This window comes from Kitasatospora sp. NPDC048540, assembly GCF_040651175.1.
Classification (GTDB): domain Bacteria; phylum Actinomycetota; class Actinomycetes; order Streptomycetales; family Streptomycetaceae; genus Kitasatospora.
Window position 1 is genome coordinate 14,080 of sequence record NZ_JBEZIR010000071.1, and the last position, 12,257, is coordinate 26,336.

Below are 12,257 nucleotides of genomic sequence, written 5' to 3' on the forward strand. Positions count from 1 at the left end.
CCGCGTACCGCTTCGTGCCCGCCCTGCCCGCACGGGACCTGGCCGGGCTGCCCGGGCGGCTACTTCTTGGCGGCCGCCGCCCGCTTGCGGGCCGGCTTGGCCGCTGCCGCCTTGGTGGCCGTGGTCCTGCCAGCCGCGCTCTTGGTGCCCGCCGCCTTGGCGGCGGAGGCCCGGCCGGCCGCCTTCGCCGGGGCCGCCTGGACCGGCAGGTCACCCAGGATGTCGCGGAGGAACTTGCCGGTGTGGCTGTCCGGCACCGCGGCGATCTCCTCGGGGGTGCCCTCGCAGACCACGCTGCCGCCGCCGCTGCCGCCCTCGGGACCCATGTCGACGACCCAGTCCGCGGTCTTGATGACATCGAGGTTGTGCTCGATGACGATCACGGTGTTGCCCTTCTCCACCAGCCCGTCGAGCACCCTGATCAGCTTGCTGATGTCCTCGAAGTGCAGGCCGGTGGTGGGCTCGTCGAGCACGTAGACCGTCCGGCCGGTGGAGCGCTTCTGCAGCTCGGAGGCGAGCTTGACGCGCTGCGCCTCGCCGCCGGAGAGGGTCGGCGCGGACTGCCCGAGGCGGACGTAGCCGAGGCCGACGTCGTGCAGGGTGCGCAGGTGGCGGGCGATGGCCGGGACGGCCTCGAAGAAGGAGACCGCCTCCTCGATCGGCATGTCCAGCACCTCGGCGATGGACTTGCCCTTGTAGTGCACCTCGAGCGTCTCCCGGTTGTACCGGGCGCCGTGGCAGACCTCGCACGGCACGTAGACGTCCGGCAGGAAGTTCATCTCGATCTTGATGGTGCCGTCGCCCGAGCAGTTCTCGCAGCGGCCGCCCTTGACGTTGAAGGAGAACCGGCCCGGCAGGTACCCGCGGACCTTGGCCTCCTGGGTCTCCGCGAACAGCCGCCGGACGTGGTCGAAGACGCCGGTGTAGGTGGCCGGGTTGGAGCGCGGGGTGCGGCCGATCGGCGACTGGTCCACGTGCACCACCTTGTCCACCAGGTCGGTGCCGGTGATCCGGGTGTGCCGGCCGGGGACGCTGCGCGCGCCGTTCAGCTCGCGGGCGAGGTGGGTGTAGAGGATGTCGTTGACCAGGGTCGACTTCCCGGAGCCGGAGACCCCGGTGACGGCCGTGAAGGTGCCGAGCGGGAAACCGACGGTGACGTCCTTGAGGTTGTGCTCGCGGGCGCCGTGCACGGTGAGCCGGCGCTGCTTGTCCTGCGGGCGCCGGGCGGCCGGGATCGGGATCGACCGCTTGCCCGCGAGGTACTGGCCGGTCAGCGACTCGGGGTTCTTCAGCAGCTCCTTCAGCGAACCGGAGTGCACCACCTTGCCGCCGTGCTCGCCGGCGCCGGGACCGATGTCGACCACCCAGTCCGCGGTCTTGATGGTGTCCTCGTCGTGCTCGACCACGATCAGCGTGTTGCCGATGTCCCGCAGCCGGACCAGGGTCTCGATCAGGCGGTGGTTGTCCCGCTGGTGCAGACCGATGGACGGCTCGTCCAGCACGTACAGCACGCCGACCAGGCCGGAGCCGATCTGGGTGGCCAGCCGGATCCGCTGGGCCTCGCCGCCGGACAGGGTGCCGGCCGCGCGGTTGAGCGAGAGGTAGTCCAGGCCGACGTCGACCAGGAACCGCAGCCGCTCGTTGACCTCCTTGAGCACCCGCTCGGCGATCTGCTTGTCGCGGGCGGTCAGCCGCATCGCGCCGAGGAACTCCGCGCAGTCGCTGATCGACATCGCGGCGACGTCGGCGATCGACCTGTCCTGCACCGTCACCGCCAGCACCACCGGCTTGAGCCGCGTACCGGAGCAGGCCGGGCACGGCACCTCCCGCATGTACCCCTCGAACCGCTCACGGCTGGAGTCGCTCTCCGACTCGGAGTGGCGGCGGGTGACGAACGGGACCGCGCCCTCGAAGGACGTGGTGTACGAGCGGTCGCGCCCGTAGCGGTTGCGGTAGCGGACCTCGACCTGGGTCTTGTGCCCGTACAGCAGCGCCTTGCGGGCCCGGGCTGGCAGGCCGGCCCACGGGATGTCGGTGCGGAAGCCCAGCTCGCCGGCCAGCGCGTCCACCAGGCGCTGGAAGTACTCCTTGGTGTGGCCCTGCGACCACGGGTGGATGGCGCCCTCGTCGAGGGTCTTCTCCTCGTCGGGGATGACCAGCTCCGGGTCCACCTCCATCCGGTTGCCGAGGCCGGAGCAGTCGGGGCAGGCGCCGAACGGCGAGTTGAAGGAGAAGGAGCGGGGCTCCAGCTCCTCGAAGGAGACGTCGTCGTACGGGCAGTACAGGTGCTCGGAGAACATCCGCTCGCGCTCCGGGTCGTCCTCGGGGAGGTCGACGAAGTCGAGCACCACCATGCCGCCGGAGAGCTTGAGGGCCGTCTCGACCGAGTCGGTCAGCCGCCGCTTGGCGCTCTCCTTGACGGTGAGGCGGTCGATGACCACCTCGATGGTGTGCTTCTCCTGCTTCTTCAGCGTCGGCGGCTCGGTCAGCTGGACCGTGGTGCCGTCCACCCGGGCGCGGGCGTAGCCCTTCGACTGGAGATCGGCGAAGAGGTCGACGAACTCGCCCTTGCGCTCCCGGACCACCGGGCTGAGCACCTGGAAGCGGGTGCCCTCGGCGAGCTCCAGCACCCGGTCGACGATGGCCTGCGGGGACTGCCGGGCGATCGGGCGCCCGCAGTGCGGACAGTGCGGCTTGCCGATCCGGGCGAACAGCAGCCGGAGGTAGTCGTAGACCTCGGTGATGGTGCCGACCGTGGAGCGCGGGTTGCGGCTGGTGGACTTCTGGTCGATCGAGACGGCCGGCGACAGGCCCTCGATGAAGTCCACGTCGGGCTTGTCCATCTGGCCGAGGAACTGCCGGGCGTACGAGGACAGCGACTCGACGTAGCGGCGCTGGCCCTCGGCGAAGATCGTGTCGAAGGCCAGCGAGGACTTGCCGGACCCGGAGAGGCCCGTGAAGACGATGAGGGAGTCACGCGGCAGGTCGAGCGAGACGTTCTTGAGGTTGTGCTCGCGAGCACCGCGGACGATGAGGCGGTCGGCCACTGCTTCTGGCGCCTTTCTCCGGGGAGAGGTCTCTGGTGTCCCCTCCGGGGAGACCAACGTGCGAGACGGGCTGTTTCTTCCAGGGGGCTGTTACTTCCAGCTTGCCCCAGGCAGCCTACTAGCTCAGGCGTTCGATTATCGACCATGTCCAGCCCGGTCCACCCGAACGAGTGAAGGCGCCGACCGGCCCCGCGGCCGCGACCTGCCCGAAGGCCCTGCTCAGCGCAGGAATCACGGGTAGCGTCACCGTTGTCAACGACGGACCGCCCCTACGGGCAACGCCCCGAACGCGCCAATCGGAGGACAGCCACCCATGACCGAGACGACCGCCGCCCGGACCGCGGCCGACCTGCTGCGCGCCGTCGAGGAGAGCACCGAGCAGTTGCTGCACGGCGTCGCCGAGCTGAAGCCCGAGGCCGTGCACGAGCCCTCCGCACTGCCGGGCTGGACCCGCGGACACGTCCTGGCGCACCTGTCGCGCAACGCGGACTCCCTGGTCAACCTGCTGGAGACGGCCCGCACCGGGGTGGACATCCCGCAGTACGCCTCCGCCGAGGCCCGCGAGCAGGGCATCCGGGACGGCGCCGCCCGGCCGCTCGACGAGCACCTCGCCGACCTGCGCGCCAGCCACCGCCGGTTCATGGAGACCGCCGCCACCCTGCCCGACGCGGCCTGGCAGGTCCAGCTGCGGCACCGGGCCGGCTACCTGTTCCCCGCCCACGAGCTGCCCTGGAAGCGGCTCGCGGAGGTCGAGTACCACCACGTCGACCTGGCCGCCGGACACACCCCCGCGCACTGGCCGGAATTCTTCGCCACCGCCGAGTTCCTGAAGCTGTCCGACGTCTTCCGCACCGCCGAGGGCGTCCCGGCCATGCTGCTGATCGCCGACGACGCCGGGCTGCGCGAGCGGCTCGGCCCGGACCTGGGCGAGCCCGCGCTCACCGTCGAGGGCCCGGTCCGCGCACTCACCGGGTGGCTCTCCGGCCGGGCGGACGGCGACGGCCTCCAGGTCCACCTCGGCGGCGAACAGGCCGCCGACCCGCGCGCGGTGCTGCCCCGGCTGCCCGCGATGGCCTGAACGCGGCATCATGCCAGGGGACAGCGGATTCCTGAGCGACCATCAGGACCAGCAATCATCAGGATCACAAGGAGCGGCGCGATGACGTACCACGGAACGGTCAAGGTCGGCGGCCCGCCGGACGTGCGGGAACTGGCCCACCTGATCATCACCAAGATCGCCGTCGGCCCGTTCGACAACAACGCCTACCTGCTGCGCTGCCGGGCCACCGACACCCAGCTGCTGATCGACGCGGCGGCGGACGCCCCGGCCCTGCTGGAGACGGTGGGTGACCGGCTCGACACCGTGGTGACCACCCACCGCCACCACGACCACTGGGCCGCGCTGGCCGAGGTGGCCGCCGCCACCGGCGCCCGGACAGCCGCGGGCCGGATCGACGCGGAGGGCATCGACGTCCCCACCGAGCTGCTCCTGGAGGACGGCGAGCAGCTGCGCTTCGGACAGATCGAGCTGACCGTGCGCCACCTGGTCGGGCACACCCCGGGTGCGATCGTGCTGGTCTACGACGACCCGCAGGGGCACCCGCACGTCTTCACCGGCGACTGCCTGTTCCCGGGCGGGGTGGGCAACACCTGGAAGGACCCGCAGGCCTTCGCCAGCCTGTTCCGCGACGTCAACGAGAAGATCTTCGACGTCCTCCCCGACGAGGCCTGGGTCTACCCCGGCCACGGCAACGACACCACCCTCGGCGCCGAACGCCCGCACCTCGACGAGTGGCGCGAGCGCGGCTGGTGACCCACCCGCCCGGGCCGCCCCGCGGGGCGGCCGGGGTGGCCGGGTCCGGTCAGTCCAGGTCGGTCTCAGCGCGGAGGGCGAGTTCGCGCAGGACGTCCTGGGAGGAGATGTCGGTGCGGCCGCTGTCGTGGACCTCGGCGAGCTCCCAGAAGGCCATCGCGAAGGCCGAGGAGAGCTGGAGGATCCGGCCGCCGAGCGCCTCGCTGAGCAGCGGCCCGATCTCGTCGGCGGTCGCCTCGGCCGGGATGGTGATGGTGGGCATGACGTCGTTCAGCAGCTGGGTCACCACCCCCGGCCCGCCCTCGAGCTCGGGGTCGGTGGGCTCCTCGGGTTCGTGAATCCACGCTCCGGCCTGCGTCAGGATGCCGATGACCCGCTTCAGTACCTCGGTCTGGTCCATGTGCCGAGCATAGGAGTGCGGGCGCCGCACCCAGAACGGGCGGGGGTTCCGGTCGGTCCCGGCCGGACAGCGGCAGGGGCCCGCGGCCGGTCGAACCGGCCGCGGGTCCCGTCCGTGGACGCCGGGCGCCAAGCGTGAGGCGTCGGGCGTCAGGCGTCAGGCGTCAGGCGTTGAGCTTCTCGTGCTCCTCTTCGCGCTCCTGCTGCTTCCTGGAGGCGATCAGGCTGGTCACGGTGGTCACCGCGAGCACCACCACGATGAAGCCGAGCGAGAGCGGGATGCCGATCTCCGGGACGTGCACGCCGCTCTCGTGCAGGGCGTGCAGCACCAGCTTCACCCCGATGAAGCCGAGGATCACCGACAGGCCGTAGCTGAGGTGGACCAGCTTCTTCAGCAGGCCGCCGATCAGGAAGTACAGCTGGCGCAGGCCCATCAGCGCGAAGGCGTTGGCGGTGAAGACGATGTACGGGTCCTGGGTCAGACCGAAGATCGCGGGGATGGAGTCCAGCGCGAACAGCACGTCGGTGGTGCCGATGGCCAGCATCACGATCAGCATCGGGGTCATCAGCCGGCGGCCGTTCTCCCGGATGAAGAGCTTGGTGCCGTGGTACCTGTCGGTCGACGGGAAGCGCTGCTCGATGGACTTCAGCAGGCGGTTCTCCTCGAACTCCTCGTCCTCCTCGCCCGCCCGGGCGTCCTTGATCAGCTTCCAGGCGGTCCAGACCAGGAACGCGCCGAAGATGTAGAACACCCAGGAGAAGGTGGTCACCAGGGCCGCGCCGCCGGCGATGAAGACCGCCCGCAGGATCAGCGCGATGATCACGCCGACCATCAGCACGCGCTGCTGGTAGATCCGCGGCACCGCGAACTTGCCCATGATCAGGATGAAGACGAAGAGGTTGTCGACGCTCAGCGACTTCTCGGTGATGTACCCCGCGAAGAACTCGCCGGACGGCTGCGAGCCGCCGTACCACCACAGGAAGCCGCCGAAGGCGACGGCGAGGGCGACCCACACCGCCGTCCAGATCCCGGCTTCCTTGATCGACACCTCGTGCGGCTTGCGGCCGCCGATGAAGAAATCGGCCACGATCAGGGCCACCAGGACCCCGATCGTGCCGGCCCACATCGCTACGGAAACGTCCACTGCTGCTCCTCCGGCAGGTCGGCGGGACACACGTCGTCTGCCGGAGGTCTCCTCCGCCCGCCGCGCCCGACGAGAGGGGCGCGCGGACCAGTGGCCCGGGCTGCCGGACGGCCGGCTGCCGTGATGACGGACGCACTGCGACGGGAGTACTCCCCTCCGCTTCGGTCCACCGTACCAAAAAACACCAAGAGAAGGTAAAGGGATCTACCCGGAAGGTAAAAGACCGGGGTGGGGGCCGGGTCAGCGGGCCGCCCGGCCGGCCATCGCGATCCGCTCCAGCAGCGCGGGCAGCACGAGGCCGCCGGGCTCCGGGACCGCCGGGGTGTACGTCCACAGGTGCTCGACCCAGGGGTCAGCCAGGTATTCCTGGGGCACCGGGGCCATCCGGGTCAGCCCGCGCCAGAACGGGTCGAGCACCGGACCGTACGCCCGCGCCTCGGCCCGGTCCGCCACCACCAGCAGGTGCACCCCGGCCTCGGGGCCCTCCTCGGCCAGGTAGCGGAGCTTGGCGATGGTGCCGTCGTCGAAGCCGTACGGGAAGTCGTGCACCAGCAGCAGCCGGGCGGCCGGGTCGACGTGCGGCGGCAGCGCCTCGGGCGCCCCCGCGCGGCGGGCCATCTGCATCAGGTCGACCCGCTCGACCAGGGCCGTCAGCAGGGCGGCGACACCGGCTGCGTCGGTGGCCGGCGGGGTGGTGAGCAGCCCGGCCCGGGCGAACGGCGCGAGCGAGGTACTGCCGCCGCCGGGGTCGACGACGTGCAGCAGCAGGCCGCCCGGCGGGTGGCAGGCCAGCAGCCGGGCGGCGGTGGCGGCGGCCACGGCGCAGGCCGCGGCCTTGCGCTCGGCCGCGTCGGCGGACGCGCCGCCGGCGGACTCCGGGGCGGACCCGTGGTCCACCCAGAGCCCGCGCCCCAGCGGGAACCGCAGCAGCATCGGGACCCGCAGCCCCGGGTTCTCGGGCAGGTTCAGCTCGCCGATCCGCACGCCGTGCGGCGGCTCGGCGGCGGGCGTCCAGCCGGCCCAGACGGCGCTGTCCCAGGAGGCCATCGGGGCCGGCAGGGCCTCTTCGACCACGCGCAGCTCCGCCAGCAGCTGGGCGCTGTCGCGGTCCAGCACCTCGCGGGCGCGCGACTCCAGGTCGTCCCGGCGGGCGCGGGCCTGCATCCGGCCGAGCTCGGCCTCGGCGCCGAAGCGGCTGCGCGGGTCGGCGAGCAGGTTCTCGATCTCCTGGTCCTGGCGGCGGTCGGCGTACTCGACGGCGGAGCGGTACGCGGCGGCCGACCGGGCCGCGTCCTCGAAGATGCCCCAGACCTGGTTGTAGAGCCGCTCGTCCATGGTCCAGCCGGGGGCGTCACCGGCGACCGGCGCCTCGGGACCGGTCGGCGGGGTCGTCGCGGACGGTGCGGCGGCAGGCTGCGGGGTGGCAGGCGGCGGCGTCGACGGCGGCGGGGTGGCGCCGGGGGCGGGGCGTCTCGGGTGGGCGATGTTCAGCGGGCCGCTCCAACCGCCGGCCGGTACCGGAGCCGGGGCGGGCGTCGCGGCCGGGGCCGGGGCCCCGGCGGGGACGGCGGGGGCCGGGGTGAGGGCGGCGGCGAGGTCGGCGGGCCGGTCCACCCCGTGGTCGCGCAGCAGCGCCTCGGCGCCCTCGGCGTACCCCTGGCCGACCGCGCGGACCTTCCAGGTCCCGCCGCGGCGGTACAGCTCGACGGCGATCACGGCGGTCTCGTGGCCGAGCCCGGTGAGCGGGAAGACGGCGAAGTCCGTACCGTCCGGGCCGGCCAGCGCCGCACGGGGGGCCGCGGGGGCGGTGAACGCGGCACCCGCGGGCAGCACCAGCGCCACCGAGAGCCGCTCCACGCCGGGCGGGAGCGCGGCCAGGTCGACGCGGACCTCGTGCCGCTCCGCCGGGCCGCCGGGCACGGTCACCCCGGGCAGTACCGGCGCGCCCGGGTGGGCGACGTGCCCGGTCCCGGGGACCCGGCCGTCGGCGTCGCCGAGCAGCACCACGGCCGCCGGCTGCCCGGCGGCCGTGAGGCGGATGGTCACTGCGGTGTGCGGCAGCGGGAGGTTCTGCCCCCGCACCAGCTCGGCGGCCATGGTGCTGTTCCTCTCCCGCTGCGTTGCTCTCCCGCTACGACGCCGGCTCCGGGCGCGGCCGCGGCCGGGGCCGGACCGGTCAGAGGAAGGGGGCGATGTCCGGGAGCATGTCCTGGAAGGTCCGGGCCTTGGCGGGCGCGCCGATCGCGGTCATCTGCCAGCCGCCGGAGGCGTCCCGGACCACCTTGGCCATGATCTGGCCGGTGTGCGCACCGCCGCCGGCGAGCTCGTAGCGGGCCAGCTCGGTGCCGTTGGTCTCGTCGACCAGGCGGCAGTGGGCGTTCTCGACCTCCTGGAAGGTCTGGCCGGTGTAGGAGCTCACCGTGAAGACGATCTGGGTGATGTGCACCGGCACCCGGGCCAGGTCGACCAGGATCGACTCGTCGTCACCGCCGGCGCCGACACCGCCGACCACGTTGTCGCCGGTGTGCCGCACCGAGCCGTCGTTGCTCACCAGGTGCTGGAAGAAGACCACGTCCGAGGGCGTCTTCTCGGCGTACAGCAGCGCCGAGGCGTCGAGGTCGACCTCCTTGGTGCGGCGGCCGAACAGGCCGCGGCGGGCGGCGGCCTTCCAGCCGAGGCCCATGCGCACGACGGTCAGCGACTCACCGGTGGACTTCTGGAGGCTGACGCTCTGGCCCTTTGCCAGGTTCACCGACACGGTGCTGTCCTCTCTCGGATGGCCTCGGTGCCGACACCGGTCGAGGCCCGTACGGGCGGGTCGCAGAGCTTCCCGCGGCCAACCCTATGGCCTGACCGGGGGTCGCCAGGTCAGGACCGGTGGTTTGTGGCGCTCCTGAGACAAACCGTGGGACGGACCGCGGGCCCCGGGAGCGCCGTCCGGGCGGCGGGTCAGGCCATCCCGGCCTCGCGCATCTGCCGCAGCTCCTTCTTGAGTTCCCGGATCTCGTCCCGCAGCCGGGCCGCCACCTCGAACTGCAGCTCGGCCGCGGCGGTGTGCATCCGGTCGGTCATGTCCTGGATCAGTTCGGCGAGTTCGGCGGCGGGCAGGCTCTTGGGCGGCTTGCTGCCGGCCCCGAGGGAGGGCACCGGGGCCTTGCCCTTGCCCTGCTGCCGGTAGCCGGTGGCGAGCAGTTCCTCGGTGTCCACGTCCTCCCGGGACATGGTGGCGAGGATGTCGCCGATCTTCTTGCGCAGCGGCTGCGGGTCGATGCCGTTGGCCTCGTTGTACGCCTGCTGGACCGCGCGGCGGCGGTTGGTCTCGGAGATCGCCAGCTCCATCGCCGGCGTGATCTTGTCGGCGTACATGTGGACCTGGCCGGAGACGTTGCGGGCGGCGCGGCCGATGGTCTGGATCAGCGAGGTGCCCGACCGCAGGAAGCCCTCCTTGTCCGCATCCAGGATCGCGACCAGCGAGACCTCGGGCAGGTCGAGGCCCTCGCGGAGCAGGTTGATGCCGACCAGCACGTCGTACTCGCCGGCCCGCAGCTCGCGCAGCAGCTCGACCCGGCGCAGGGTGTCGATGTCGCTGTGCAGGTAGCGGACCCGGATGTCGAGGCCGAGCAGGTAGTCGGTGAGGTCCTCGGACATCTTCTTGGTGAGGGTGGTGACCAGCACCCGCTCGTCCCGCTCGACCCGCTTGCGGATCTCGTGCACCAGGTCGTCGATCTGGCCCTCGGTGGGCTTGACGATCACCTCGGGGTCGATCAGGCCGGTCGGGCGGATGATCTGGTCGACCACGCCGTCGCCGCGGGAGAGTTCGTACTTGCCGGGGGTGGCCGAGAGGTAGACGGTCTGGTCGATCCGCTCCAGGAACTCCTCCCACTTCAGCGGGCGGTTGTCCATCGCGGACGGCAGCCGGAAGCCGTGCTCGACCAGGGTCCGCTTGCGGGAGGCGTCGCCCTCGTACATCGCGCCGATCTGCGGGACGGTGACGTGCGACTCGTCGATCACCAGGAGGAAGTCCTCCGGGAAGTAGTCGAGCAGGGTGTTGGGCGGGGAGCCGGGCTCGCGGCCGTCGAAGTGCATCGAGTAGTTCTCGACGCCCGAGCAGGTGCCGATCTGGCGGAGCATCTCCAGGTCGTAGGTGGTCCGCATGCGCAGCCGCTGGGCCTCCAGCAGCTTGCCCTGCTTCTCCATCCTGGCGAGGGTGGTCCCCAGCTCCTGCTCGATGTCGTTGACCGCGCGCTCCATCCGCTCCGGGCCGGCCACGTAGTGGGAGGCGGGGAAGACGTAGACGGAGTCGTCCTGGCTGATGATCTCGCCGGTGAGCGGGTGCAGGGTGTAGAGGGCCTCGATCTCGTCGCCGAACATCTCGATCCGGACGGCGAGTTCCTCGTAGACCGGGAAGATCTCGATGGTGTCGCCGCGGACCCGGAAGGTGCCGCGGGTGAAGGCCAGGTCGTTGCGGGTGTACTGGATGTCGACGAAGCGGCGCAGCAGGGCGTCCCGGTCGACCTCCTCGCCGACCTTGAGCTGCACCATCCGGTCCACGTACTCCTGCGGGGTGCCGAGGCCGTAGATGCAGGAGACCGAGGCGACCACCACCACGTCGCGGCGGGTGAGCAGCGAGTTGGTGGCGGAGTGGCGCAGCCGCTCGACCTCCTCGTTGATCGAGGAGTCCTTCTCGATGTAGGTGTCCGTCTGCGGGACGTACGCCTCGGGCTGGTAGTAGTCGTAGTACGAGACGAAGTACTCGACCGCGTTGTTCGGCAGCAGCTCGCGGAACTCGTTGGCCAGCTGGGCGGCCAGGGTCTTGTTCGGCGCCATCACCAGGGTGGGCCGCTGGAGCTTCTCGATCATCCAGGCGGTGGTGGCCGACTTGCCGGTGCCGGTGGCGCCGAGCAGGACGACGTCCTTCTCGCCCGCCCGGATCCGGCGCTCCAGCTCGGCGATGGCCGCCGGCTGGTCTCCGTTCGGCTGGTAGGGGCTGACGACCTCGAAGGGCGCCACGGACCGCTCGATACTCGTGATGGGACGCACGACACCACCGTACGGCCAGGCACCGACAGTCCGGGCGGGATGCGGCGGTGCGGGGGCCCGGGATGAGTACGGGGGCTCAGGCCGGCGGTCGCGGACGGGCGGGACACTGGGGTGCCCGTTCAGCGCCGACCCGAGGACCGCAGATGCTCAGCACCGTCGCCCGTACCGTCGTCCCGGCCCTCGGCCGGCTGCGGGTCAGCACCGAGGACGGCGCCGGGATCGCGCCGGGCAGCGTCCTGGCGGCCAACCACTCGTCGCTGGCCGACCCCGGCGTGGTGCTGGCCGCACTGGACCGGCTGGGGGTGCGGCCGGTGGTGCTGGCCACCGCCGGGCTGTGGCGGATCCCGGTGCTGCGCGGCGCGCTGGTGCGCGGCGGGCACGTCCCGGTGCACCGGGGCAGCGAGCGGGCCGCCGAGGCGCTGGAGGCGGCCGCCGAGGCGCTCGCGGCGGGCCGGGTGGTGGTGATCTACCCGGAGGGCCGGCTGCCCCGGCGGGTGGACGCGGCGGACAGCGCGCCCGGGCCGTTCCGGACCGGTCTGGCCCGGCTGGTGGCGGCGACCGGCGCGCCGGTGGTCCCGCTCGGCCAGGCCGGCTCCCGGCGGATCAGCTCCGGGTCGACCGCCAAGCAGCTGGCGGGTCTGGCGACCGCGCCGCTGCGCCGGCCGGTGCTGCACGTGCACGTCGGTGCGCCGGTGCGGCTGGCCGGCGATGTCACGGCGGCGACGGCGCAGGCACACGCGGCGGTGACGGCCGCCTGGCGGACGGCCTCGCGGGCGGCCGCCCGGTAGGGCCGCGTCAGGCAGCTCCGCCCGG

At 72.2% G+C, this 12,257-nt stretch carries 9 protein-coding genes; 3 read left to right on the plus strand and 6 right to left on the minus strand.

Annotation, left to right across the window (positions count from 1 at the left end; all coding sequences use genetic code 11):
- Nucleotides 1-59: 59 nt before the first annotated feature.
- On the minus strand, nucleotides 60-3,047 hold the full coding sequence (gene uvrA, locus AB0D08_RS25115) for an excinuclease ABC subunit UvrA (protein ID WP_033820142.1): 2,988 nt from the start codon (nucleotides 3,045-3,047) through the stop codon (nucleotides 60-62).
- Between the two features lie 313 nt (nucleotides 3,048-3,360).
- Here uvrA and AB0D08_RS25120 point away from each other — a divergent pair, with 313 nt between their 5' ends.
- Nucleotides 3,361-4,125, plus strand: a complete 765-nt coding sequence (locus AB0D08_RS25120; RefSeq protein WP_051812258.1) for a maleylpyruvate isomerase family mycothiol-dependent enzyme — start codon at nucleotides 3,361-3,363, stop codon at nucleotides 4,123-4,125.
- A gap of 81 nt (nucleotides 4,126-4,206) precedes the next feature.
- Nucleotides 4,207-4,860, plus strand: coding sequence for an MBL fold metallo-hydrolase (locus AB0D08_RS25125; protein ID WP_359891757.1), 654 nt, complete (start codon nucleotides 4,207-4,209; stop codon nucleotides 4,858-4,860).
- 49 nt (nucleotides 4,861-4,909) lie between these two features.
- Here AB0D08_RS25125 and AB0D08_RS25130 read toward each other — a convergent pair whose 3' ends face one another.
- The 5 genes from AB0D08_RS25130 to uvrB form a co-directional block, all read right to left on the minus strand.
- On the minus strand, nucleotides 4,910-5,260 hold the full coding sequence (locus AB0D08_RS25130; protein WP_033820140.1) for a hypothetical protein: 351 nt from the start codon (nucleotides 5,258-5,260) through the stop codon (nucleotides 4,910-4,912).
- A gap of 163 nt (nucleotides 5,261-5,423) precedes the next feature.
- Complete coding sequence (locus AB0D08_RS25135) at nucleotides 5,424-6,404, minus strand: TerC family protein (RefSeq protein WP_359891761.1); 981 nt, start codon at nucleotides 6,402-6,404, stop codon at nucleotides 5,424-5,426.
- Nucleotides 6,405-6,644: 240 nt separating this feature from the next.
- A complete protein-coding gene (locus AB0D08_RS25140) occupies nucleotides 6,645-8,501 on the minus strand; it encodes a TerD family protein (protein WP_359891764.1) in 1,857 nt (618 codons plus the stop codon).
- 79 nt (nucleotides 8,502-8,580) lie between these two features.
- Nucleotides 8,581-9,162 carry a TerD family protein gene (locus tag AB0D08_RS25145; RefSeq protein ID WP_033820137.1) on the minus strand — a complete coding sequence of 194 codons (582 nt, stop codon included), beginning with the start codon at nucleotides 9,160-9,162 and terminating at the stop codon, nucleotides 8,581-8,583.
- Between the two features lie 191 nt (nucleotides 9,163-9,353).
- A complete protein-coding gene (gene uvrB / locus AB0D08_RS25150; protein ID WP_033820136.1) occupies nucleotides 9,354-11,444 on the minus strand; it encodes an excinuclease ABC subunit UvrB in 2,091 nt (696 codons plus the stop codon).
- Nucleotides 11,445-11,587: 143 nt separating this feature from the next.
- Here uvrB and AB0D08_RS25155 point away from each other — a divergent pair, with 143 nt between their 5' ends.
- On the plus strand, nucleotides 11,588-12,232 hold the full coding sequence (locus AB0D08_RS25155) for a lysophospholipid acyltransferase family protein (protein ID WP_359891768.1): 645 nt from the start codon (nucleotides 11,588-11,590) through the stop codon (nucleotides 12,230-12,232).
- Nucleotides 12,233-12,257 lie beyond the last annotated feature (25 nt).